The sequence below is a fragment of the Exilibacterium tricleocarpae genome (assembly GCF_007004655.1).
GTDB lineage: Bacteria > Pseudomonadota > Gammaproteobacteria > Pseudomonadales > Cellvibrionaceae > Exilibacterium > Exilibacterium tricleocarpae.
This window is the reverse complement of the sequence record NZ_ML660106.1, coordinates 71,653-95,853: the sequence shown is the minus strand read 5'-3', so window position 1 is coordinate 95,853 and position 24,201 is coordinate 71,653. Positions and strand designations below refer to the sequence as shown.

Annotated in this window: 22 protein-coding genes; 8 read left to right on the top strand and 14 right to left on the bottom strand. The window is 60.3% G+C overall.

From position 1 onward, the window contains the following. Positions 1 to 195 precede the first annotated feature (195 nt). Entirely contained in the window at positions 196 to 912 is a 717-nt protein-coding gene (sfsA, locus tag FKG94_RS23680) for a DNA/RNA nuclease SfsA (RefSeq protein ID WP_142929424.1), read from the top strand. Here sfsA and FKG94_RS23675 read toward each other — a convergent pair. From FKG94_RS23675 to FKG94_RS23655, 5 genes are all read right to left on the bottom strand, one after another. After that, positions 909 to 1,259, bottom strand: a complete 351-nt coding sequence (locus FKG94_RS23675) for a Rieske (2Fe-2S) protein (protein ID WP_246125370.1) — start codon at positions 1,257 to 1,259, stop codon at positions 909 to 911. The two genes, sfsA and FKG94_RS23675, sit on opposite strands and share 4 nt — an antisense overlap. Before the next feature lie 21 nt (positions 1,260 to 1,280). After that, positions 1,281 to 2,348, bottom strand: a complete 1,068-nt coding sequence (locus FKG94_RS23670; RefSeq protein WP_425460068.1) for a S1C family serine protease — start codon at positions 2,346 to 2,348, stop codon at positions 1,281 to 1,283. 19 nt (positions 2,349 to 2,367) lie between these two features. Continuing rightward, a complete protein-coding gene (htpX, locus tag FKG94_RS23665) occupies positions 2,368 to 3,258 on the bottom strand; it encodes a protease HtpX (RefSeq protein ID WP_142929423.1) in 891 nt (296 codons plus the stop codon). Between the two features lie 313 nt (positions 3,259 to 3,571). Next, positions 3,572 to 4,360 carry a cyclic nucleotide-binding domain-containing protein gene (locus FKG94_RS23660; protein ID WP_142929422.1) on the bottom strand — a complete coding sequence of 263 codons (789 nt, stop codon included), beginning with the start codon at positions 4,358 to 4,360 and terminating at the stop codon, positions 3,572 to 3,574. Between the two features lie 174 nt (positions 4,361 to 4,534). Continuing rightward, positions 4,535 to 4,813, bottom strand: a complete 279-nt coding sequence (locus FKG94_RS23655; RefSeq protein ID WP_142929421.1) for a TfoX/Sxy family protein — start codon at positions 4,811 to 4,813, stop codon at positions 4,535 to 4,537. Between the two features lie 180 nt (positions 4,814 to 4,993). Between FKG94_RS23655 and FKG94_RS23650 the strand changes: the two genes are divergently transcribed. The 3 genes from FKG94_RS23650 to cysE are packed head-to-tail and all read left to right on the top strand — an operon-like array spanning position 4,994 to position 7,246. Next, on the top strand, positions 4,994 to 5,749 hold the full coding sequence (locus tag FKG94_RS23650; RefSeq protein WP_246125368.1) for a M15 family metallopeptidase: 756 nt from the start codon (positions 4,994 to 4,996) through the stop codon (positions 5,747 to 5,749). Positions 5,750 to 5,751: 2 nt separating this feature from the next. Continuing rightward, positions 5,752 to 6,399 (top strand): HAD family hydrolase, encoded by a 648-nt coding sequence (locus FKG94_RS23645; protein ID WP_142929420.1) that lies wholly within the window; start codon positions 5,752 to 5,754, stop codon positions 6,397 to 6,399. A 49-nt stretch (positions 6,400 to 6,448) separates the two neighbouring features. Then, positions 6,449 to 7,246, top strand: coding sequence for a serine O-acetyltransferase (gene cysE, locus FKG94_RS29420; protein ID WP_142929419.1), 798 nt, complete (start codon positions 6,449 to 6,451; stop codon positions 7,244 to 7,246). A gap of 237 nt (positions 7,247 to 7,483) precedes the next feature. On the opposite strand, the gene FKG94_RS23635 is transcribed toward cysE, so the two are convergent. The 5 genes from FKG94_RS23635 to FKG94_RS23615 form a co-directional block, all read right to left on the bottom strand. After that, a complete protein-coding gene (locus FKG94_RS23635) occupies positions 7,484 to 7,702 on the bottom strand; it encodes a hypothetical protein (RefSeq protein WP_142929418.1) in 219 nt (72 codons plus the stop codon). Between the two features lie 62 nt (positions 7,703 to 7,764). Next, a complete protein-coding gene (locus FKG94_RS23630) occupies positions 7,765 to 8,052 on the bottom strand; it encodes a hypothetical protein (protein ID WP_246125365.1) in 288 nt (95 codons plus the stop codon). A 155-nt stretch (positions 8,053 to 8,207) separates the two neighbouring features. Continuing rightward, positions 8,208 to 9,416, bottom strand: a complete 1,209-nt coding sequence (gene arsJ / locus FKG94_RS23625; RefSeq protein WP_142929417.1) for an organoarsenical effux MFS transporter ArsJ — start codon at positions 9,414 to 9,416, stop codon at positions 8,208 to 8,210. Further along, positions 9,413 to 10,423 (bottom strand): ArsJ-associated glyceraldehyde-3-phosphate dehydrogenase, encoded by a 1,011-nt coding sequence (locus tag FKG94_RS23620; protein WP_142929416.1) that lies wholly within the window; start codon positions 10,421 to 10,423, stop codon positions 9,413 to 9,415. Before FKG94_RS23620 ends, arsJ begins: the two co-directional genes overlap by 4 nt. Positions 10,424 to 10,536: 113 nt before the next feature. Further along, positions 10,537 to 10,875, bottom strand: coding sequence for an ArsR/SmtB family transcription factor (locus FKG94_RS23615; protein ID WP_142929415.1), 339 nt, complete (start codon positions 10,873 to 10,875; stop codon positions 10,537 to 10,539). A gap of 458 nt (positions 10,876 to 11,333) precedes the next feature. On the opposite strand from FKG94_RS23615, the gene FKG94_RS23610 reads away from it, so the two are divergent. Continuing rightward, complete coding sequence (locus FKG94_RS23610) at positions 11,334 to 12,170, top strand: hypothetical protein (RefSeq protein ID WP_246125363.1); 837 nt, start codon at positions 11,334 to 11,336, stop codon at positions 12,168 to 12,170. A 53-nt stretch (positions 12,171 to 12,223) separates the two neighbouring features. On the opposite strand, the gene ppa is transcribed toward FKG94_RS23610, so the two are convergent. Beyond that, complete coding sequence (gene ppa / locus FKG94_RS23605; RefSeq protein ID WP_142929413.1) at positions 12,224 to 12,772, bottom strand: inorganic diphosphatase; 549 nt, start codon at positions 12,770 to 12,772, stop codon at positions 12,224 to 12,226. 287 nt (positions 12,773 to 13,059) lie between these two features. Here ppa and FKG94_RS23600 point away from each other — a divergent pair, with 287 nt between their 5' ends. Together FKG94_RS23600 and nhaC are read left to right on the top strand one after the other, a co-directional pair. Further along, complete coding sequence (locus tag FKG94_RS23600) at positions 13,060 to 15,081, top strand: sodium-translocating pyrophosphatase (RefSeq protein WP_142929412.1); 2,022 nt, start codon at positions 13,060 to 13,062, stop codon at positions 15,079 to 15,081. Between the two features lie 352 nt (positions 15,082 to 15,433). Then, complete coding sequence (gene nhaC, locus FKG94_RS23595) at positions 15,434 to 16,918, top strand: Na+/H+ antiporter NhaC (protein WP_142929411.1); 1,485 nt, start codon at positions 15,434 to 15,436, stop codon at positions 16,916 to 16,918. A gap of 19 nt (positions 16,919 to 16,937) precedes the next feature. Here nhaC and FKG94_RS23590 read toward each other — a convergent pair whose 3' ends face one another. Continuing rightward, positions 16,938 to 21,176 (bottom strand): PAS domain S-box protein, encoded by a 4,239-nt coding sequence (locus FKG94_RS23590; protein WP_179957783.1) that lies wholly within the window; start codon positions 21,174 to 21,176, stop codon positions 16,938 to 16,940. Positions 21,177 to 21,397: 221 nt separating this feature from the next. Here FKG94_RS23590 and msrA point away from each other — a divergent pair, with 221 nt between their 5' ends. Continuing rightward, positions 21,398 to 22,012, top strand: coding sequence for a peptide-methionine (S)-S-oxide reductase MsrA (gene msrA, locus FKG94_RS23585; protein WP_142929409.1), 615 nt, complete (start codon positions 21,398 to 21,400; stop codon positions 22,010 to 22,012). Positions 22,013 to 22,042: 30 nt separating this feature from the next. On the opposite strand, the gene FKG94_RS23580 is transcribed toward msrA, so the two are convergent. Continuing rightward, positions 22,043 to 22,696, bottom strand: coding sequence for a protein-L-isoaspartate(D-aspartate) O-methyltransferase (locus FKG94_RS23580; protein WP_142929408.1), 654 nt, complete (start codon positions 22,694 to 22,696; stop codon positions 22,043 to 22,045). A gap of 100 nt (positions 22,697 to 22,796) precedes the next feature. Continuing rightward, complete coding sequence (locus FKG94_RS23575) at positions 22,797 to 24,059, bottom strand: 6-phosphofructokinase (RefSeq protein ID WP_142929407.1); 1,263 nt, start codon at positions 24,057 to 24,059, stop codon at positions 22,797 to 22,799. Between the last annotated feature and the right edge of the window lie 142 nt (positions 24,060 to 24,201).

Below are 24,201 nucleotides of genomic sequence, written 5' to 3'. Positions count from 1 at the left end.
ATTTTGAACCGTGCAACCTACCAGATCTCCCCCCCGCACGCTAGTAGTAATTAACAGGTATAAGACAGTCCCAAAAAAACTGTCAAATAAAACCGGAGGTTAGTGCGATTTGTAACAGTAGCGGCCCCTTTTATAGAAAAAAAAGGCACAATAGCATCCCGGTTTTAACATTTTGATGAATCCCCGCCATCTGCCATGAAGTTCGCACCCCCGCTGCAGCAAGCCGTGCTGCTAAAACGCTATAAACGCTTTCTCGCCGATGTGACCTTGGACTCCGGCGAGCAGACCACGATTCACTGCCCCAACACGGGGTCGATGAAAAACTGCATCCTGGAGGGCAGCCCTTGCTGGTTTTCCACCTCCGCCAACCCCAAGCGCAAATATCCCTATACCTGGGAGATAGCCACCACGCCGGCGGGCGCCCTGGCGGGGATCAACACCGGACGCAGCAACGCCCTGGTCGTCGAGGCTGTCGAGACCGGGGTCATCACTGAGTTGCAGGGCTACGAAACCCTGCGCACAGAGGTCGCCTATGGGGCCGAGCGCAGCCGGATCGATATCCTGCTGCAGGGGCGTGCCGGTGAAACCGGCGCCCGCTGCTACGTGGAGGTCAAGAATGTGACCCTGGAGGATACCGGCGGCCGCGGCCTGTTTCCCGATGCCGTCAGCGCCCGCGGCACCAAGCACTTGCGGGAATTGATGGGGGTGGTTGCCGGCGGCGATCGGGCCGTGCTGCTTTACTGTGTGCAACACACGGACATCCGCTGGGTGGAGCCGGCCGACACCATCGATCCGCACTACGGTGAAACCCTGCGCGAGGCAGTGGCCCTGGGTGTAGAGGTGGTGGCCTATCGGGCTTCGCTGTCGCCACTGGAAATTGTGCTGCAGCGGCGCCTCGAGGTAAAAATCTAGCCGCCGCCAGCCGCCGGCTGCAGGTACAGGTTGCCGTCTGCCAGACTCACAGTTACGGGTTCCAGCGACTGGCCGCGACAGGGGCCCGCAACACAGGCACCGGTTTCGATCACGAACAGGGCGCCGTGGGTGGCGCACATAATCAATTCGTTACCGCTGTCCAGAAAGCGATCGGGCAGCCACTCCAGCCTTACGCCCAGGTGCGGGCAGCGATTGCGATAGGCGTAAAAGCGACCGGCCTGTCTGACTACGAAAACAGCCTGGTCACCGAGATCGAAACCCTTGGCGCTCGCTTCCGCTATGGCGTCCTGGCGGCATAGATAGATGGGCTTGTCAGCAGCGTTCACACGGGCGTCCGGCACTGCGAATCAGGGCGCAGCCAGGGTGAGGGCGCGCTTGTCGATATCGCCGTCGCGAACGAAAGAGACGCTGACCCTGTCTCCGGGTTTGTAGCGCTCGAGCGCCGTCAGCAGGTCGTCGTAGGTTTCCACCACATGGGTGTCGACGCCGATAATGATATCGCCCAGTTCAGCGGCACCCCAGGCGTTGCGCCTGATGCCCCTGAGTCCCGCTTTCTGCGCCGGCAGGCCCCGCGTCACCCGCATGATCGGCACCCCCTTGATACCGTTGCGCCGCGCCCACTGCTCCGGCGCCAGCTCGATGCCCAGGATCGGCCGCACCAGGCGGCCGTGGGCGATCAGTTGCGGCACTATCTTTTTTACCGTATCCACCGGAATTGCAAAGCCGATGCCGACGCTGGCCCCGGAGGGGCTGAAGATAGCGGTATTGACACCGATAAGTTTGGCCTCGGAGTTGAGCAGGGGGCCGCCGGAGTTGCCGGGGTTGATGGCCGCATCGGTCTGGATAACGTTGCGAATCTTGCGGTTGTTGGGCGCCTGGATTTCACGCCCGAGAGCGCTGACCACGCCGACAGTGAGCGTGGTGTCGAGGCCGAAGGGGTTGCCGATGGCCAGGACTTTGTTACCCACCGTCAGGGCCGAGGAATCGCCCAGCGCCAGCGGCTGCAGGGTCGCTGCCGGCGCCTCTATGTGCAAGACGGCGAGGTCTTTCTCGGGGGCTATGCCCATGACTTTGGCTTTCCAACTGCTGCGATCCTGCAGGGTGATGGTAATCTGTCGGGCCCCCTCGATAACGTGGAAATTTGTCACGATATAGCCCCCGTCATTCCACACGAAGCCGGTGCCCGAGCCGCGTGGCACTGTGTGTAAATCGAACGAGCGGGGGTCCCGGACCACGGTTTCATTGGTCACATACACCACCGACGGACTGGCCTCTTTAAAGACCTGAATATTGTTGGTTTCATCGTCTGTGGAAAACCCGGCGCCGGCGCCGGCGCCGGCCAGGCTCATCAGGACAGCCCATAACAGCAGCATCAGGGTGCCGGGTCTGCCGGTGTCGCCGCCTGTCTTTGTCATAGTGGCCTCGGTGCTGGCTTTAATACTGTTGCAGAGCCTGGATACGCTGCTCCAGGGGCGGGTGACTGGCAAACAGCGCACCCAGGTTTTTCTTGAAGCCGCTGCTGATACCGAACGCATACATGGAGTCGGGCAGGGAACTGGGCACCCGCGCGTCGCTTTCGGCTTTCAGGCGCGCCAGGGCGCCGATCATGGCGTTGCGGCCGGCGAGACGGGCGCCGGCGGCGTCGGCGCGAAATTCCCGATAGCGGGAAAACTTCATCACGATCATCGACGCGAGTACCGCCAGTATCATTTCCGCAATGAAGGTCACGATGTAAAACGCAATGCCGTGGCCGCGCTCATTTTTGAACACCACCCGGTCAACGGTGTGGCCGATAATCCGGGCAAAGAACATGACGAAGGTATTGATCACGCCCTGCAACAGCGACAGTGTCACCATATCACCGTTGGCGACGTGGCCTATCTCGTGGGCCAGCACCGCGCGCACTTCATCGCGACTGAAACGCTGCAGCAGACCGGCACTCACCGCCACCAGGGCCGCATTGCGGTTCCAGCCGGTAGCAAAGGCGTTGGATTCCTGCGCGGGGAAGATACCGACCTCCGGCATGCGGATGCCGGCCTGTTGGGAGAGTTGCTGCACTGTCTGCAACAACCAGCGCTCGTCGGCATTGCGCGCCTGCTCGATAATCGCGGTGCGGGTCGACATCTTGGCCAGGGTTTTAGACAGAAACAGTGAAATCAGAGAACCGCTAAAGCCGAAAATGGCGCAGAAGATCAACAGATTCCCCAAATCCAGGTCAACGCCGTTGGCCTGGAGGTAGTGATCTACACCAAGCAGATTCAGGGTAACGCTCGCCACCGCCAACACGGCGAGATTGGTCAGCAAAAACAGGCCGATTCTCATCAGTGGGTAGTCTCCTATGCCAAAGCCACAGGGCTTAAGATGTGTGCGATCGGTAAAAATTCAATCCGCTGCGGTGAAAAGAAGCGTTAACCTTGCCAGCTTTGGGTTGGCGGGAGGGGAAAAAGGCGGTGATTGACTAAAAAAGGCCGCCGAGTTGGCGGCCATAACCGTGATTAGCCTGATATTAAAGGAGAAGAGGCCTCTTGCGGGAGGTTCTTCCTACCGGCCCGAGCAAGGCCGATATGCAAATAGTAACCATTATCATTCTCATGTCAAGGGGAAATACCGATAAGCAGCCCATGTCCTGGATGGAACACTAGCCGGTCTGCAGGCGTGTGACCGTATTGTTGAGCATGTTGATCTTGTTGGCCATCTCCTCGATCAGCTCGGCGCAGATGCGGGGCTGGTGTTCGACCAGATGGACGAAATCCTCTTTACGCACCGCCATCACGCTGCACTCGGCGGTGGCTACCACTGAGGCCGTACGCGGTTGGCGGGTAAAGACCGCCAGGGCGCCGAAGATTTCCTCGGCGTTGATTTCGCCTACCTTGACACCATCGTGAATGGCATCGGCACTGCCTTCCAGCATGGTGAATACCAGGTCTGCCTCGGTACCCTGCTCAATGATGGTATCGCCGGGAGAGAACTGCTGGAACCCGGTGACCGGCTGAAACTGGGGCCGGATGGCGCTGGCCATGCCGTGGCGATAAAAGCCGCACAGACACAGCAGGTAGTAGGTCCAAAGCTGTTGGCGCTTGGCGCTGCCGTTGATATGGATCATAAGCTGATCCCACTCAAACGGTATCAGCGTTATCGGGTCCTCTGCAGTAAGGGTATAGCAGGGCAACTGCAGGGCGCGGGAGAGTCCCAGCAGATCGCCGGCGTCGGCGATGTAAATCAGCTTGTCCTGGTGGCGACTCTGGACTTCACCGGCCTGCAGCAGAAATAGCCGCTTGCTCGGTTGACCGCGGAACAGGTCGGCAGTGTGGTCGAGGGTCTGGGGTGTTCCGGCCGGGGCCAGGCCGGCCATGATTTGCGGGGTCAGACTGCGTAACTGGTTGGTAAGCTCGGTAAGCGGGTCTTGCTGCTTATCGGGTAAATGCATGCATGGTCCTGCGCGGTTTTGGGTAAAGTTGGCGCCTAGAATACCCTCGAACAGCGGTCGATGCGGCCTACGGTGTCACAAACGGGAAGCTAAACTGCACCATCTCCCCGTGTACCAAATACGCGGCGACGGTTTACGCTCTATTGGCTGCGCGCTCTGGTCGATGCTCGAGGTTCAGGCGTCGGTGAGGCTGCGGTTTTCCGCTTCCGTTACCAGTTTTGCCTTGAGTCCCGGCTCCAGTTCGTTCCAGTGCACATCCAGCAATGCGCCCTGCAGGGCGTAGAGCATGACTTTTGATGCATTGATGCCCCGGCCTCTAATGCGGCGGTAGGTTTCAACCGCGCCCAGTGCCTGCAGATCCTCGTAGGAGTGAACGCCGACCGCATTCAGAATGTTTACCGATGCCATGCCCAGATTTTTTAATTTGAGCAATTCACAATGGCCCTTGGTCATAAAAATACTTCCGCCATAATATTCGTTATTGTTATTGAGTCGTGGCTTGCCCGGCCTTAGCAAGTTATAGCTCCGGGTTATAATACATACTTGCCCGACCACCGCAAAGCGTTTACACGTGAAAGTGTAAAATTGTCGTCCAATAAACTTTATTGGCAACCTTACAACACTAGTGGCCCCATGTTGGTTGCCAGCCGCGAGGGAGCAATGATCGTTACGCAGGAACTCACCGGACAGATTGACGCCCATGTTATTTGTTTGCCGGCATCCGACCAGCGGGTGCACCGGGAGCTGCTCGGGCCGTTGGCCGCCCTCACAGAAAGTGCGCGACAGGCCGGCTTCGATTTGCAGGTGGCGAGTGGCTTTCGCAGCTTCGAGCGCCAACTGCATATCTGGAACGCCAAGGCGCGGGGTTTGCGACCGGTGTTGGACAGTGCGGGAGCGCCGTTGGACATTGCGAGTCTCGATAACACCCGGCGCATGTTTGCCATTTTGCGCTGGTCGGCGCTGCCCGGCGCCTCGCGCCACCACTGGGGGTGCGATGTGGATATCTACGACGCCGCCGCCGTAGCGCATGATTATAAGTTGCAGCTATCTGTGGCGGAGACTTGCGCCGGCGGTCCTTTTGCAGAGTTGCACGCCTGGTTGGACGGGTTTTTGTTGCGGCGTGAGGACCTGGGTTTTTTCCGTCCTTACGGGGCGGACCGCGGCGGTGTTGCACCGGAGCCCTGGCATCTCAGCTTCGCGCCGCTGGCGCGGCAGTTTCAGGCAGCGCTGCAGCCCGACTGTGTGGCGGCGGCGATTGAGGCGGCCGATCTCGCCTTGAAGGCGGAGGTGCTGGCCAATATCGAAGAAATTTTTCAACGTTTTATTCACGTGCCGCAATCGGCTTACCCCGGGGAATCCGGCAACTTTGAGCCGGATCGGGAGGGCTGAATATGCTGGTGATTTTTGATTGTGACGGCGTGTTGGTCGACAGTGAAACCATCGCCAATGAAACGCTTTACCGGCATCTGACCGCACTGGGTTTATCCACCAGCCCGCAGGCCTGTGATCGGCGCTACCGGGGGCGCTCCATGGCCGCCTGTGTCGGGCTGATCGAGGCGCAACTGGGGCGAGCGCTGCCGGAGGATTTTCTCGAAGGACTGCAGCGGGATACTTTCAGTCAATTCGAACGGCAACTGACGGCGATACCGGGTGTTGTCGAGATTGTGGCCCGGCTGCACGCCGCCGCGGTGCCGTTTTGTGTCGCTTCGAGTGGCTCCCATGCCAAGCTGCGCCTCACCTTGACGAAAACCGGTTTGTGGTCGTACTTTGCCGGTCGTATTTACAGTGCCGAGGATGTCGAGCGGGGCAAACCGGCACCGGATTTATTTCTCCATGCCGCCACGCAGATGGGTGTCGATCCGCAACTGGCCTGGGTGGTGGAAGACTCCCTGCCCGGGGTCGAGGCCGGACTGGCGGCGCAGATGCAAGTGCTGGCTTATCACAGCGACAAGGAGCGCCCGGCTCCGCTGCCGGCGGCGGGTGCTGTGACCTGTTTCTCCGCGATGGCGGAGTTGCCGGCACTGCTGGGGTTGGAGTGAGACGTTTGCAGTGACAGATTTGCGGTGAGAAGTTTGCAGTGAGGTGACCATGAGTGAGATCACAGAGACGGATTTTGTCTGGCAGGCGATCAAGGACGAAGCCCTTGGCGCCAGCCGCAGCGAGCCGGTGCTGGCCAGTTATTACCACGCGGCCATTTTGAATCACGCCAGCTTCGAGGCGGCCATTAGCTTTCATCTGGCCAATCAGTTGGACAGTGCCGCCGTGCCGGCGATGTTGATCAGGCAGGTGTTCGAGGAGGCGATGCAGGCCGATGCGCGCATTCCCGAAGCCATGCGGCGCGATATTCAGGCTTACAAAGAACGCGATCCGGCCTGCGATAAATTCTCCATGCCGTTTTTGTACTTCAAAGGCTTTCACGCGCTGCAGGCCCATCGTGTCGCCCACTGGCTGTGGCGGCAGCAGCGCCGGTCGTTGGCGCTGTTTTTTCAGAATCAGATATCCCAGGCGTTCGACGTCGACCTGCACCCCGGCGCCCGCATTGGCAGCGGTATTATGATCGATCACGCCACCGGCGTGGTGATGGGGGAGACTGTGGTAGTGGGGGATAATGTGTCGCTGCTGCACTCGGTGACGCTCGGCGGCACCGGCTCCAGCGAGGGCGATCGGCATCCCAAAATCGGCGCTGGGGTTTTGATCAGCGCCGGTGCCAAGGTGCTTGGCAATATCACCGTGGGAGACGGTGCCGTGATTGGCGCCGGCAGTGTGGTATTGGAGTCGGTTGCGCCCCACACCACGGTGGCGGGGGTACCGGCCAAAGTACTTGGGCGCCCCGCCGCTGAGCAGCCGGCGCTGACCATGGACCAGCAGTGGTCGATCGATACCTGACCCCTTCGAAAGGAACCCTGCCACCGCCAACCGACACCTCCCCCGGTGGTACGGTGCCGTAAAGGGCATTGCCACTTGCCCAAAACGTTGCTGGACAAACTTCGTTAGGCAACAAAAGAAAACCGCAGTATGCCGTACAGGTGCCTCTAGGGAGGGGAGTGGCACCGTGCTAAGGGGACGCAACTAAAGTTACGTCCCCGCACCGTGCCGCGGCGGTTTCGCGCTTCAACGCGCTCGTTAGAGTCGCGACCGCTCTTCCACCCAGCGCAGCACTGTGCGGCGCTGGCGCAACAGATCGGCAAAGTGGTTGATACAGTGCAGGTTCGGCCGTTCCTCCTGCTGCAGTATGTTGACGCGGCGTTCAAGGTCGCGGACTTCCTGCTTCAGGTTTTGGCACAGCACCTTGGTATCCAGGCTGTCGCCGCCGATGACTATCTTGTGGTTTTGGGAAATCATATTACGTCCCTGTATCAAAACGGATGGACACAGTTTGGGTTATTGAACATCTTCAGGTCTCGTCAACCGGCGGACTTGTGAACGTTTTTGTGAACGTCTTTGTGAACTTCGGTGTAAGGCTTGCGATCGGACACGTCTCCGGCGCCGTGCTGCTGCAACCAGGCGAGCACCGACTGGCGGCTTGCCAGCATCGACTCGTAAGTCTCGACGACGACTTGATTGGGCGCGCGCTGGCGGCGCATACGCGCGATACGGTCCTGCAAAAAGGCGATGTCTTTTTTGACTTTTGCACTCATGGCGTCAACGTTGACCCGCTGGTTGCCAATCATTAGCTGTTGGTGATGATCCATGTGCGATACTGCTTTAACTAAGTGTGACAGACAATGTTCACTACAGTATGTACGGCACCTTCCGGGTTCGCCAGTCGACGATGGATGAAAATGTTGTGAGATATGGCTTACAAAATGCAGAATTTCGGCGCCGCTAATGAAACCGGTGCCAGGTCTCAGGCCGGCACCTGGGCGCGGGGTAATTGCAGGGACAGCAGGGCCGCCGCGGTCACCAGCAGCGCCGCTGCCAGCAGGCAGGCCGGCAACCCCAGGTACTGGTAGATCACGCCCGACAGCAGAGTCCCCAGGAGCCGGCCGGCGGCATTCGCCATGTAGTAGAAACCGACATCCAGGGAGACGCCGTCGGCCCTGGCGTAGGCAATAATCAAGTAGGAGTGGATAGAGGAGTTGACGGCGAACAGCACGCCGAACAGCCCCAGTCCGATGATCAGCGTCGCCTGCGCGTCAAACCCCGCCGCCAAGGACAGTGCCATGCCCACAGGCAGGCCGGCCAGGGCCAGTCCCCAGCCCACCAGGGCATCCCGGCCGGGCGGAGCGGCCGCGCGTCCGGTAATCGCGGGGGCCAGCGCCTGAACGGCGCCATAGCCGATAATCCACAGGGCCAGCAGCGCGCCGACCCGGGTGTGCTCCCAGCCGAGTGCCGTTTGCAGGTACACCGGCAGTGCCACCACAAACCAGGTATCCCGGGCGCCGAACAGGAACAGGCGGGTGGCGGACAGGCGGTTTATCGGTCGGCTTTTGGAAAACAGTTGTTTGAACTTGGGTTTGCGGCGCGATTTACCCAGCTGCCTTGGCAACAGCGCCAGGGCCAACGCCAGTGCCAGGGCCAGAACGGCCGCCATGGCGAGCAGGGCATGCTTGAAGCCCAGCGCCGCCAGTGCGGCGGCGCCAAGAAAGAAGCCGATGCCTTTAAGGGCATTCTTGGAGCCGGTCAGCAGTGCAATCCAACGGTACAGGCGTCCCTGGGCTGCCGCCGGCACCAGCATTTTGATACTGCTTTTGGCGCTCATTTTATTGAGGTCCTTGGCGATCCCCGACAGCGCCTGGGCCGCCATCACATAGGGTATCGTCAGGTAAAGGCTGTCCACCGCCAGCATCGCCAGGGCGGCAATCTGCAGAGCCATACCCAGGTGCATGGTGGTATTGAGGCCGACCCGGGCCGCCAGCCAACCGCCGGTCAGGTTGGTGACGACGCCGAACAACTCGTAGAACAAAAACAGGCTGGCGATAGCCAGCGGCGAGTAACCCAACTGGTGGAAGTAGAGCACCACCAGCATGCGCAGGGCGCCGTCGGTGAGGGTGAAGGCCCAGTAGCAGCCGGTCACCAGCGCGTAGTGGTGAAGTGTCTGCACCGGCGCTGTCAAGGCGCTGCCGGCGCCACTTTTCTGGCCAGCTCCAGCATGCGGTTGACGTAGCCGATTTCGTTGTCGTACCACGCCAGGATTTTGACCTGGGTGCCGTCTATGACCAGGGTCGAGAGGGCATCTACGATCGATGAGCGGGGGTCGCCGGTGTAGTCGGCCGAGACCAACGGGCGCTGCTCGACACCGAGAATGCCTTTGAGTGTTTGCGCAGCTGCCTGCGCCAGCAGTTCGTTGACTTCCGGCGCTGAGGTGGCGCGACTGACCTCGAAGACGCAATCGGTCAGCGACGCGTTGGCCAGCGGCACCCTGACCGCGAGGCCGTTCAGCTTGCCCGCCAGCGCCGGGAAGATCGCACCGATTGCCTTGGCGGAGCCGGTGCTGGTCGGGATCAGGGACAGGCCGCCGGCGCGGGCGCGGCGCAGGTCGCGGTGGGGGTGGTCGAGTATGCTCTGGGTATTGGTCAGACTGTGGATGGTGGTGATACAGCCGTGCTCGATGCCGAGAGATTCGTGGATGACTTTGACCACCGGCGCCAGGCAGTTGGTGGTGCAGGAGGCGGCGCTGACAAGCGGATGCTGCGCCGGTTGATAGATAGGGTCGTTTACCCCCATGACGATGGTGGGGATTTCGTCGCCGGCGGGGGCCGATACCACCACCCGGGCCACACCGCAGTCCAGATAGGGGATAAGCGCCTCACGGGTTTTGAAGCGACCGCTGCACTCGAGAACCAGGTCCACCCCCTTGGCCGCCCAGGGCACCGCGGCAATACTCGAATGTTGGCTAAAGCTCAGGCGCTTCTCGCCGATGTGCAGGTCGCTGTCGCCGGCCCGGGCCTCGTGGTGCCAGCGGCCGTGCACGGAGTCGAAATTGACCAGATGAGCGGCGGTACCGGCATCGCCGGCAACTTCGTTGATATGCGTGAAGGTGAATTCAGGCCAGTCCCAGGCCGCCCGCAGGGCCAGGCGCCCCATGCGCCCGAAACCATTGATACCGATACGAACTGTCATGATGTTTCCTTAAGTTGGCTATGGCTCAACGCCTTTGCGGGCCGATGGCGGCCACTGTAGTTATGGTTGTCGATAGCAGTGGAAAACAGCATTGCGGTGTTGGTCCGGCCGCTTCAGTCACAGCAATTATTGGGGGTGCCCAGCCGCTCCAGGTCGCCGGCCAGCTCGGCGGATTCGCCCCCGAAATCCCGGTAGAGTGCCAGTACTTGCTGTTGCCAGGTTGTATCGGCGTTGATTTTGTAGAAAATCCATACGCCCTGGCGCCGGGTGCTGAGCAGTCCCTGCTGGCGCAGATAGGCGAGGTGACGTGACACTACGCTTTGCGGCAGGGCCAGGGCATCCACCAGATCGCACACACAGAGCTCGTCGTGGGCGGAGAGCAGGTTGATAAGACGCAACCTGACCGGTTCCGACAGGGACTTGAAGAAATCTGCAACCGACTTTACATGCATCGGGCAATTATATTTGCTTAGCCAAATATAAGGAAGCGGCAATTAGTCCATGAGGCCCCGCCACCATCAACAGATACCTCTTCCGGTGGCACGGTGCGGGGACGTAACTTCAGTTGCGTCCCTCTAGGAATGGTGCCACTCCCCTCTCTAGAGGCACCTCTCCCCGCGGCACAGTGCGGGGACGTAACTTCAGTTGCGTCCCCCTAGAATGGTGCCACTCCCCTATGCCAACAGCACCGCCATATCTTTACTGCGGGCTCGCTTTACCACAACCCAATTTGCCATATCTGATTGATCCTACCTATATTCATGACACCCTATGCCACATTTGTCAGATACTGCTGCAGCGGGGCGAAGCTCTGATCTGGCTCCGCGGCGGCGAGCGCCGGTACAGCGGCTCCTAGACGAGCCCGGCCGGCACCGTGCTATCATCCACCGAGAATAAGTTGCAACCTGTCATGGCTATGAGTGAACCCCTGTTTGATATTGTTTTTCGCGGCGATATTGTCATCGGCCACCAGATCGGTGCCGTCAAGCAACGGCTGGCGCAGCTTTTCAAAGCCGACCAGGCGCGTATCGACAGCCTGTTTTCCGGTGCCGCCGTGCCGCTCAAGCGCAATCTGGATCAGGCGACCGCAGCCAAGTATCAGGCAGTGCTGACCAAAGCGGGGGCTCAGGTCGATATGGTGCCGGCCGGCAAGATCGCTGCCCGACCTGTCAAACAGCGACCCGCAGCAGCGCCGCGCCGCAAGGTGACCCTGGCCGAGCGCCTGGAGGCCCAGGCGCGTGCCGAGGCCGAGGCGGCCAAGCTCGCAACGGCGACGAAAACGCGGGAAACCGAGGTGCAGGAGGCCGAATCGGGTTGGACACTGGCGCCGGTGGGCGCAGATTTGCTGCAACCTGTGGAGAAAAAGCAGGTTGTCGAGGTGGAAGTCGACACCAGCGGTTTGAGCTTGCGTCCGTCCGGTGTCGATCTGCTCGATGCCAGCGAAAAACCCGAAGTCATGCCAGTCGCCGGGGATTTTTCCGATTTCGATCTGGCGGAGCCCGGGGCCATGCTGCTGGCGGCGGACGAGAAGCTGTCGCTGCCGGAGGTCGAGATAGTATTGCCGGAGCTGGACGTGGCGGAGCCCGGTGCAGACCTGTTGCCGGTGGCGGCAAAACGGCAGGTGCCGAAAGCGGCACCGGATATCAGCAAATATGAACTGGCACCTGCCGGCGCGGTGCTCGGCGGCCGGCGGCAAACATCGCCCCCGCCGCCGCCGGATACCAGCGGGCTCAGCTTGGTGGATTAAGAAAGGCCCGGCGGATTAATAACGGTCTGACAAATTCACACCTGTCTTTCGGATTAAAAATGCGGTTTGTCGTCGGTCTGCTGGAAGCGCTCTATCGCCTCAGTGATTTCCCGCCGCGCCGCTTCCGGCCCCTCCCAGCCATCGATATTCACCCACTTGCCGGGTTCGAGGTCCTTGTAGTGATCGAAAAAATGGGCGATCTGGTCGAGCGTCAGGCTCGGCAGGTCGCGCACTGAGTCGACCTGGGCATAAAGTGCGGTCACCTTGTCCACCGGCACGGCGATGACCTTGGCGTCCTCGCCGGATTCGTCGGTCATCTTCAACACCCCGATCGGACGGCATTTCACCACCGAACCGGGTATCAGCGCCAGCGGCATCACCACCAGCACATCCACCGGGTCGCCGTCGCCGCACAGGGTGTGGGGCACATAGCCGTAGTTGCACGGGTAGTGCATGGCGGTGCCCAGCATGCGGTCGACAAAGATAGCGCCGGTATCCTTGTCGACTTCGTATTTGATCGGATCACCGTTGAGCGGAATTTCAATGATGACATTGATGTCTTCCGGCGGGTTTTTGCCGGGGGCCACTAGATCTAGACTCATAACTCTCACTTGGGCGGGTAATAAAAAGAGGCGCGATTTTACCATATGCACCCCCAGACACAATCGATGCCGGTGACCGGTGCCGGCAGTGACAGACAACATATAGCCGACTATAACCAACATAGGCGCACAACCGGGGTTTACTGTCGTTGCAAGATAAGCATAGAATCGGGCGGGTAGCCGAGCGATATCTTGAGGATAGCTTCGACCTGAAACACGAATAAGGATTTGAGGTCGGGCTTGCTGTAGCCCTCCGGCGCTATTTAACAATAACTTGGGGGTTAATCATGGATCCACTGCTGTTGCCACCGATTTTCGGGGTGGCCGGGTTGCTCGCGGCCTTTGTCGTCTATCAAATTGTCAAACGTTACTCTCCCGGGGAAGGTGCGATCGCTGAAATAGCCGACGCCATCCACTCCGGCGCCATGGTGTTTATGCGGCGCGAATATACGATTCTCGGCATGTTCCTGGTGGCGATTACGATTTTCCTGTTTGTCGGTTTTCAGAGTTGGCAGACGCCGCTGGCGTTTGTGGTGGGGGCGTTCTGCTCGGCGTTCGCCGGCTATGTGGGTATGTATACTGCCACCAAAGCCAATGTGCGCACGACCGTGGCGGCCAATACCGAGGGCGCCGCCTCGGCGTTGAGTGTGGCTTTTTACGGTGGTTCCATTATGGGACTGGCGGTGGCCTCGATGGGATTGCTCGGTATCGGTGCCCTGTATCTGTTGTTCGGCGGTGACCCGGCGCACGCCGAATCGATTCACGGTTTTGGTATGGGCGCTTCGACCGTCGCGCTGTTTTCCCGTGTCGGCGGCGGTATTTTCACCAAGAGCGCCGATGTCGGCGCCGACCTGGTGGGCAAGGTGGAGGCGGGTATTCCCGAGGACGACCCGCGCAACCCCGGTGTTATCGCCGATAATGTCGGCGACAATGTGGGCGATGTGGCCGGTATGGGATCGGATATCTTTGAATCCTATTGCGGCTCGATGATCGCCACCATCGCCATTGCCTCGACCATGGCCGCGGCAGCGGTGGCGACGCTGGGCGGCGCGCGCGAACAATTGATGTTCGCACCGCTGGCGCTGGCCTCGCTGGGACTGGTCTGTTCGATCATCGGCATAGTGCTGGTGCGCCTGGCTTCCTCGAAGGCGCCGGACGTGGCCCTGCGGATGGGCACTATCGGCTCCACTGTGATCTTTATCGGCGCCGCCTGGGTGCTGGTGTCGAGCATGGGCCTTACCCCGGCGGTGTGGCTGTGTGTGGTGTGTGGCGCGGTCGGCGGCATTACGATCGGATTGGTCACGGAGTATTACACCGGCGGCCGGCCGGTGCGGTTGATCGCCGAGGGCGGCGAGACAGGCCCCGCTACGGTGATGATCTCCGGCCTTGCCACGGGTATGGAATCGGTGGTGATACCGGTGTTGACCATTGCCGGCATTATCTTTGCCACCAGTGTGATCCTGCCTGAAGGGGCCGGTGTCTACGGTGTCGGTATCGCCGCCGTGGGTATGCTGGCCACTGTCGGCATCACCATGGCGATCGATGCCTATGGTCCGGTGGCGGACAATGCCGGTGGCATCGCCGAGATGGCGGAGCTGGGCGAGGAAACCCGGGCCATTACCGACGGTCTCGACGAAGTGGGCAACACCACCGCCGCCATCGGCAAGGGTTTTGCCATCGGTGCGGCCGGTCTGGCGGCGCTGGCGATCATTGCCGCCTATATCGAAACCGTCTCCCACCATGTGGATGGGTTTGCGTTGAATATCAGCAACCCGCTGGTGTTGATGGGCATGTTTTTGGGCGGGATTTTCCCGTTTCTGGTCAGTGCCCTGACCATGCGCGCGGTGGGTGACGCCGCCTTCGATATGATCAAGGAGATTCGTCGCCAGTTCCGCGAGATTCCCGGATTGATGGAGGGTACCGCCAAACCCGACAGTGCCCGCTGCGTAGATATTGCCACCCAGGCGGCCCTGAAGCGGATGGTGGCGCCGGGCGTGCTGGCCGTCGCCGCACCGGTGGTGGTGGGCTTTGGTATCGGGCCGCAGGCGCTCGGCGGTATGCTCGGTGGCGCCCTGATTACCTGCGTACTGATGGCGCTGACCATGGCCAATGCCGGCGGTGCCTGGGACAACGCCAAGAAATACGTCGAGAAAGGCAACCTGGGCGGCAAGGGTTCCGATGTGCACAAGGCGGCCGTGGTGGGCGATACGGTGGGCGATCCCTTCAAAGACACCTCGGGCCCGTCGATGAATATTCTTATCAACGTCATGGCCATTGTGAGCCTGGTGATAGCACCGCTATTGGGGTGACCTGATGAGATCGCCGCGTCGTTCGTCGTAAGAGTAGACCGGAGCGGACGGCCGGAGGCTGAAGCTATATCGGTTGGGGGTTTGGCTCTCCGTTAAACCCTCGATATAGGGGAGTGCCACCCGGCACGGGCCGCGCCGGTACAGGGTATTTTTCAGCCTTCCGGAGCGAGAACCTCTGCCGTCTGGGACCGCTTGCTACTACACCCCACTTCCGGCGCGAAATTTAAGTGTGGGGCTGAAAAACACCCTGCACCACCCCGTCCCTGGTCGGGCAGATCACTGTAAGTTGGATGCTTAATGGTGATTACACTCTACCAGGGCCTGTTTTAAAGTTTTGTTATAGAGAGTCACAATGCCGCCCGAGCCCGAGTCATCCGCGCCAGTTCCCAGTCTCACCGATGCCCTGATTCCCCTGATCACCCTGGTGGTGTTGCTGGCGCTGTCGGTAAAGCTGTACGGCGCGGATTCCTCCTACGGCGCCAACCAGATCGTGTTGCTGCTGTGTGCCTGTCTCGCCGCCGCCGTGGGAATGAAAAACGGTGCCAGTTGGGACGAGATGCAGGAAGGCATGGTGCACGGTATCGGTCTCGCGTTTAAAGCGATTTTGATTCTGCTGACGGTCGGTTCACTGATCGGCAGTTGGATTCTCGCCGGTGTGGTGCCGGCAATGATTTATTACGGCCTGCAAATTTTCACACCCGATTTATTCTACGCCACCGCCTGTTTTATCTGCGCGCTGGTGGGTATCAGCATCGGCAGTTCCTGGACCGTGGCCGGAACCCTTGGCATCGGCCTGATGGGCATCGCCGGCGGCCTTGGGCTATCGCCGATGATCACCGCCGGGGCGATTATTTCAGGTGCCTACTTCGGCGATAAGCTGTCGCCGCTGTCCGACACCACCAACCTGGCCGCGGCGATCACCGGCAACGAGCTGTTCCAGCATATTCGCCATATGCTGTGGACCACATTGCCCAGTATCGCCGTGGCGTTTGTGGCGTTTCTGGTGCTCGGCGCCGGCGTCGAAGCGCGCAGTTCCAGTGTCGAGGTCGAGCAGGTGCTGGCGGCGTTGAAGCAGAATTTCAGCATCGGCTGGTATCTGCTGATTCCGCTGGTGATCCTGCTGGTGATGGCCTACCTGCGCGTACCGGCTTTTCCCACCTTGATTTTCGGCTCCCTGGTCGGCTGCCTGTTTGCCGCCGTATTTCAGCAGCCGGCGGTAGTGACACTGGCCGGCGCCGACAGCCTGGCTTATCCGCTACAGGTTCTGAAAGGTGTCTGGTACAGCCTGTTTGACGGTTATAAGGCTGACACCGATAACGCGGTGGTCAATGAGCTGCTCTCCAAAGGCGGTATGAGCAGTATGATGAACACCATCTGGCTGATTATCAGCGCGATGGCGTTTGGCGGGGTCATGGAAAGGACCGGCAGTCTGCAGAAGATCGTCACCGCCACCCTGGCCGGCGTGCGCAGCACGGCCTCCCTGATCGCGACCACCGTCGCCACCTGTTTCGGTATGAATGCCATGGCCGGCGACCAGTATATGGCGATTATCCTGCCGGGGCGGATGCTGCGGGAGAAATTTGCCGAGCAGGGTCTGCAGACCATCAACCTGTCCCGCACCCTCGAGGACGCCGGTACCCTGACCTCGGTGTTGATTCCCTGGAATACCTGCGGCGCCTTTATGTCGGCCACTCTCGGTATTGCGACCTGGCACTATGCGCCCTATGCGATTTTCAATTACGTGTGTCCGTTGATTGCCATTGCTTACGGTGTTGCCAACGTGAGATTGCCGCGCACCAGTACCCCGCCACCGAGTGAGGTGCCGGAGAGGGCCTGACGGTCGCATGCCGGTCCGGCTAAAGGCCGGCCACCGTGGCAATCAAATTACGCATGGCGTTGTCGACCTGTTCGAATTGCTCGCTAAGCAGCGCCGCCTCGCTGCTATTGCTGCGCAGCGCACTCTCCAGTGACCGGGCCGAGGCGTAGAGCGCGGTGGCACCGAGATTCCCCGAGACGCCCTTGATCGCGTGGACGATGTGAATGGCGTCCTGGCGCTTGCCGGTATCGATCAGCTCGCGCACGTTGTGAAGTCGCGGACTGTAGTCGCCGGTAAATTTGTTCAGTAGTTTGAGATAGAAGGCTTTGTTGTAAGAGCAGTTGATCAATCCCAACTCGATATTCAAACCGGGCGCCTGTTTGGGCAGGGGCAGATCCGCCGCCGGCGGCGGCTGGCTCGAGTCGCTGTCGGGCTCCTCCAACTGCAGCCAGTGTCGCAAGGTCGTGCCGAGGCGCTCCAGATTGATCGGTTTGCCGAGAAAGTCGTTCATGCCGGCGACCAGGCACTTGTCTCTGTCGGAGGCCATGGCATTGGCGGTCATGGCGATGATCGGCAAGTGCTTGCCGCCGGCGGTTTTGCGTATTTCCCGGGCGGCGGCGTAGCCGTCCATCACCGGCATCTGCACATCCATCAGCACGGCGTCGAATTGATGGTGTTTGATTTTTTCGAGTGCCTCCTCGCCGTTGCCGGCCAGATCGACGTCATAGCCCAGGTCCTCGAGTATTTCGCCGGCGACCAGCTGGTTGATATCGTTGTCCTCCACCACCAGAATTCTCTTCTTGGTGAGGGCGCCGGCATTCGCCGCCGGGGTCGCCGGCACCGGCGTCCTGGCGCCGGCCCGCTCTCCGGCGGCGGCCCGGTTCAAGGCGGTAAAAAACTCGCTGCTGTTGAAGGGTTTGGTCAGCATACTGCCGATGCCGAAGGCCTGCGCCAATTCGGTAAACTCGTCGCGATTGTGGTGAGTGACCATGGTAATCACAGCGGGTTGCTGCAGGTCTTTAGCCGCCCTGATTTGCCTGAGCAAATCGCCGCCGCCGGTATTGTCGAGCTTCCAGTTGAGCAACAACAGGTCGATCCGCGATGCGGTGCTCGCCAGGCGATCAAACAGCTCTGCCGGCTTGTCTACCGCCGTGGCGGTGAGACCGGCGCGCTGCAGTTGCGCCAGCAGGATGCGCCGTGATGCCGGCTGCGACTCCGCCACCAGGATGGCGGCCGGTGCCAGGTCGGCGTCGACCTCGGTTGTTGCGACGGCCGGTTGTGACCTGTCCAGGCCGAACGACAGGACGAAAGAAAAGCGGCTGCCTTTGCCCTCTTCACTGTTGACGCTGATGCTGCCGTCCATCAAGGTGACCAGCTTTTTGCAGATAGACAGACCCAGGCCGGTGCCGCCGTATTTGCGCGTAATGGTGGCATCCGCCTGGCTGAAGGCCTGGAACAGGTGTTTCTGGTTGGCCTGGCTGATGCCGATGCCGGTATCGGTGACCGAGAATTTGAGTATCACTTTTTGGTCATCGCCGCGCAGGCGGCGCGCCTGTAGAATAATCTCCCCGCTGTCGGTGAACTTGACTGCGTTGGAACACAGGTTGGTAAAAATCTGATTGAGGCGCAGCGCATCACCGGTCAGGTGCAGGGGTACATCCCGGGCGATATCGAAAATAAACTCCAGGCCCTTCTCCTGGGCGCGGGCGGCCGCCATATCCGCCACTGTGTCCATGACATCGTTGAGATTGAACGGGATGTCCTCGATGTCCAGTTTGCCGGCTTCTATTTTCGAGAAATCCAGAATGTCATTGATGATGCCCATCAGATTGTTGGACGCGGTGTTGACGGCGGTTAAGAAGCGCTTCTGCTTGTCGTTGAGATCGGTCTGCAGCGCCAACTGCGTCATACCGATAATGGCGTTCATGGGCGTGCGGATTTCGTGGCTCATATTGGCCAGAAACTCGGATTTGGTCTGACTGGCCTCCTCCGCCATGGCGGTGGTGGCCTCCAGTGTTTTTTGGTGTTCGAGTCGCTCGGTGATATCGCGGATGATACCGGTGAAGATGACCTCTTGATCGACGGTCGCCTGGCTCAGGCTCAGTTCGATGGGGAAGTGGTGACCATCTTTGTGCACCGCTTTCAGTTGCAGCGTTCTGCTCGCCAGCGGCGGGCTGCCGGGGGTGCTGTTGCGCGCTATACCGGCCAGGTGTCCGCCCTGCTGGTCATCCGGAATCAGCAGTGTGACGTTTTTACCGATGACCTCGTCGATACTGTAACCGAAGATTTTTTCAGCGGCGGGACTGAACAGCGTGATGATGCCGTTGCCGTCGACGTTGACGATACCGTCGGCGGCGTTGTCGATCAGCGCGTTCAGGCGGATTCTTTCGTAATCGAGCTGTTGGGTGCGCTCTCTGACCAGACTCGCCAGGTGTTGCCGGTGGGCTGCCAGTTCTTTGTCTATCTGCTTGCGATCGCTGATATCGGTGACGAAGCCTTCGATAAAGGCAATGTCGTCGTTGTAGTCATAGATGCCGCGGCCGCGTTCCCACACCCATTTTTCGGCGCCGTTGGCGCTGCGGATACGGTACTCCACTTCAAAACTGCGGTGCTGATCGAGGCTGGCTTTGATGGTCTGCATAACCAGTTCGCGGTCCTGCGCATGGATGATGCTGAGAAAACTCACCTCCTCGTTGATAAAACATTTGGGCGGGTATGCCGTCAGTGTCAGGCAGCCCTGGCTGAGGTACACCATAGCGTAGCTGTCGTCGCCGCGGCGCCGGTAAACCATACCGGGCAGGTTGGCCATCATACTGTCGAGAAAGCGCTCGCGCTCCTCCAGCGCCGTTTCGATTTCCCGGCGCGAGGTGATGTCGGTAGAGACCGCGCCGATGGCGTAGGTGCGTTCCTCTTGATCGCACATGGGGAATTTGACGGTCAGGTAAACGCGTTTCTCGCCTTGCAGTGCCAGGGTTTGCTCATACTCGACCGGGCGCTTCTCCTCCAGTACCAACTGATCGTAGTAGTCCGACTGGGGCACGCTGGCGGGCATCAGCAACTGCTGCAGGTTTTGCCCGAGCAGGGTTTCGTTGCGGCGGGCGAACGCCTCGTTGAAGGCCCGGTTTGCCAACAGCAGCCGGTCCTCGCGGTCCTTGATATAGATCAGCGATGTGGTGTTGCTGAGGATGGACTCCAACTGATGGGACAAATCCCGGTACTTGTACTGGTTGCGCACCTGCAGCCACAGCAGTGTGGCCAGGATGACACCGAAAAACAGTGCGGTCAGCAGCGTTAGATTGCGATTGCGGGTGTAGATAAGGTAGGCATTGTCGTAGTCGATTTCCGTGGCCAGGCCGAAGTTCAGCTCGTCGTCCCAGAGCCAGGCGCCGATGACGTTGACACCGCGGTAATCGCGGTAACCGCGGGTGTTGACATCGCTGCCACCCTGGATGGCGCTGGCGGCCATTTGGGTCAACGGCAGATGGGTAAAGTCCGGTTGTGGCTGCGGCGCAGCGGTCAGATCGACCCCGGGGTTGCGCAGCGCCACATTGAGTGCGGAACGCTGCTGCGGTTGCAGCAGGCCTATGTCGCGCAACTGGCTTTCGAAGCGGCTTTCACTCAACAGCAACCCGGACCGGTTGAATGCCAGGGTCTCTCCGCCGCTCACCCGCCCGCGGCTGAGCAGCGGATCGAAGTATTGCCGCGGGTCCACGTGCAGACTCAACAGGGCGATGATGTCATTGCGCCCGTTGCGGATGGGGGTGTTGACGAACATCAGCGGCAGCGGTTGCGGCGACGCCTGCCGGCGCGCGGCGGTGCCGCTGAGGATGGGCGGCGTCATGGTCGTTTCACCGTGCCAGGCCCGGCGGGCTTCCTCCCGGTCGCCGGGCAGCAGGCTGGCGGTGCCGATCAGTGCCGGGTTCGAGGCGGCGATGACCCGGTGGCGCGGGTCGATAATGGAGAAATCTCGCTGCGGGTCGGCGCGGAACAGGGCTGCGGGCAGGTCGATTGGCGCCCGGGTACCTGCGCCAGAGTCCAGTAGCACTTCGGTGAGTCGCAGTAATTCGGGGTCGCGAGCCCAGAGCTGGGCCGCACGTTTTTCCTCATTCACCCAGGAGCGTACAGCCTGCTGCGTTGTCAGCAACACCGTCTGCAGTGACTCTTCCAGCGCCAGGCGGTGCAGGCTTTTCAAGTGCCATTGAGACCCGGTTGTCAGGACCAGCAAGGCGAGAGCCGCTATGCAGGCAATGGCGATCGTATGGTCTGTCTTGTGTCGCATAGCGCCCTTATAGAGTACCGGGCCTGATACTGCAACAATGAACTTACGGGTCGGTTCGGGCGCTGTGGGGCAATCCCTACCAGCGCCGGCGGCAACGAAGGGCTGGTTGTTCGATTGCCGCGTGGCGATGGGCGTTGAACCTCGGCGCGGGGACACAGTCATAGTCATACCCCGGCGATACCGGCGGCGGTAGCGTTTACAGACAGTGCGGTGGGTCAATTATGTATGTATTCAAATGGATAGTGTTGCTGGTGTGGGCGGGGCTGTCGTTACCGGCAGTTGCACAAGAAACCCGTCAGGCGATTTTTGCCGGCGGCTGTTTCTGGTGCATGGAGCCGCCGTTCGACAAGTTGCCCGGCGTGATCAGCACCACCTCCGGTTATATTGGCGGCCATGTCGCCAACCCCACTTACAAGCAGGTCACCCGCGGTCGCACCGGCCATACTGAAGCGGTAAAAGTGGTGTATGACCCACAGGTAGTGAGTTACGAAACCCTGTTGCAGGTATTTTGGCGCAATATCGATCCCGTGGATAAGCGCGGGCAGTTTTGCGACAAGGGAAGCCAGTACCGCCCGGGTATTTTTTACCGGGATGAACAGCAGAGGGCCGCCGCGCAGAGCAGCAAAGATGCCCTGGTGGCCTCGGGTCGGTTCACGCAGGAACTGGCGACGGAGATAACCGAGGCCGGGGTTTTTTACATCGCTGAGGAATACCACCAGGACTACTACCAAAAAAATCCGCTGCGCTACAAGTTCTACCGCAGTCGTTGCGGCAGGGATCAGCGGCTGGCCGAGTTGTGGGGCCCTAGTGTTCAGCTCCCGAAACAAAGGCGATAACTTTCACATCTATGCCGCGCTTGCGGGCGCTTAATCCGAGCGGGTCAGGGGCACAAACCTGACCGGCAGCAGTCGCGTGGTTGTCAGCTTTTCCTCCGCATCCAGTTCCCCCCGTACCAGCCACTGCTCGTCGCCCTGTTGCAGCGGAATCACCAGCCTGCCGCCGGGCGCCAGTTGGGTCACCAGCGGCGATGGGATTGCCGGGGCGCAGGCGGTGACCATGATTGCGTCAAACGGGGCAGCCTCCGGCCAGCCCCGATAACCGTCGCCGCGGCGCAGGTGGATATTGTCATAGCCCTGGGCTGCCAGGCGTGCGGCGGCGTCCTGTGCCAGCGGCTCGATAATCTCGACGCTGTATACCTGCGCTGCCAGTTGCGCCAGAACCGCCGTCTGGTAGCCACAACCGGTGCCTACTTCCAGGACCCGGCAGCCCGGACCCAGATCGAGCAAATCCGTCATCAACGCCACCATGTAAGGCTGGGAGATGGTTTGCCGGTGGCCAATGGGCAGGGGGTAGTTGTCGTAGGCGCGGTGAATGTCGCCGGCAGGTACGAACGCGTGGCGCGGCACTGCCGCCAGTGCTGCTGCCACCTCTGCACTGAGGTGCTTGCGGCCGGTCAGGTGGGCCGTCTCGCGGTACTCGGTTTTGATGTCCTCGAGCAGTTGTTTAACGTCGCTTGGCATGGGCGGGCACCCGATCTTGACTAAAAATACCGGGGGTAGGCCTGCCCAGAGGCAGGCCGATCAGTTGGCACCTTGTCACTTAGGTGCTACAACCCGAGCTTTATACCCGAAAGGCCGTCTTTAGTTTTTGCGGGACCAGCACTTTCTTCAAGCGGGTATAAACCGGCAGCCCGTGTCGATAGGGCGGATAATCCTCCCCCTGGATCAGCGGCTGCAGGTACTGGCGCGCTTTGTCGGTGATCCCGAAACCGTCGGCGCTGATATAGTTGCGCGGCATCTTGCGCTCCACATTGGCCACTTTGGCCAGCGGTGCTTCCTCTATGCGCCAGGTGTAGCGCTTGCCCTTGCCGCGCACTATCGCCGGCATCACGGCATTCTTGCCGGCCACCGCCATTTCCACGGCGGCCTTACCCACCGCGTAAGCCTGCTCCACATCGGTGCCCGAGGCGATATGGCGGGCCGCTCTCTGCAGGTAATCCGCTACCGCCCAGTGATATTTGTACCCCAGGGCGTCTTTGACCAGGGTGGCCAGGGTGGGCGCCACACCGCCCAGTTGGGTATGGCCGAAGGCGTCCTTGGAGCCGGCGTCGGCCAGGAAGGTGCCGTCTTTGTATTGCGCGCCCTCCGAGGCGACGATCGCGCAGTAGCCGTATTTTTTTACACAGCGCTGCACGCGCTTTAAAAACTTGTCGCGGTCAAAGGCAATCTCCGGAAATAAAATGATATGGGGTCCGTCAGCCTCGCTGTCGGCCGCCAGGCCCGCAGCGGCGGCGATCCAGCCCGCGTGCCGGCCCATAACCTCCATGATAAACACCTTGGTGGAGGTGTCGCACATGGAGGCGACATCCAGACTGGCCTCCCTGATAGACACGGCAACGTACTTGGCCACCGAACCGAAGCCCGGGCAGTTGTCTGTCAGCGGCAGGTCATTATCGATGGTTTTGGGTACGTGAATCGCCTGTAGGGGATAGTCCAGGGTTTGCGACAACTGCGAGATCTTCAGGCAGGTATCCGCCGAGTCGCCGCCGCCGTTGTAAAAGAAGTAGCCGATATTGTGGGCTTTGAAGACATCGATCAACCGCTCGTACTCGGCCCGGTTCTGCTCCAGGCTTTTGAGCTTGTAGCGGCAGGAGCCGAATGCACCCGACGGTGTGTGTTTCAAGGCGGCGATCGTCTTGGCCGATTCCTTGCCTGTATCGATCAGCTCCTCGCGCAGCGCGCCGATAATGCCGTTGTTACCGGCGTAGACCTTGCCGATGGCGGTTTTGTGCTGGCGGGCGGTTTCGATAACGCCGCAGGCGCTGGCGTTGATGACGGCGGTAACGCCGCCGGACTGCGCATAAAAGGCATTCTTTTTGGTCATTGAAGGGTCCCCGATTGTCCTTGTTGGCGGTCCTTGTTAAGGCAGCGTAATGGCCGTGCCGAGACCTGCTTTTTTATAGCGGTTTACTGGCGGCGAATGATACTGGAAAGCGGTGGCAATTGCATTTTATCGGGGCGGGATC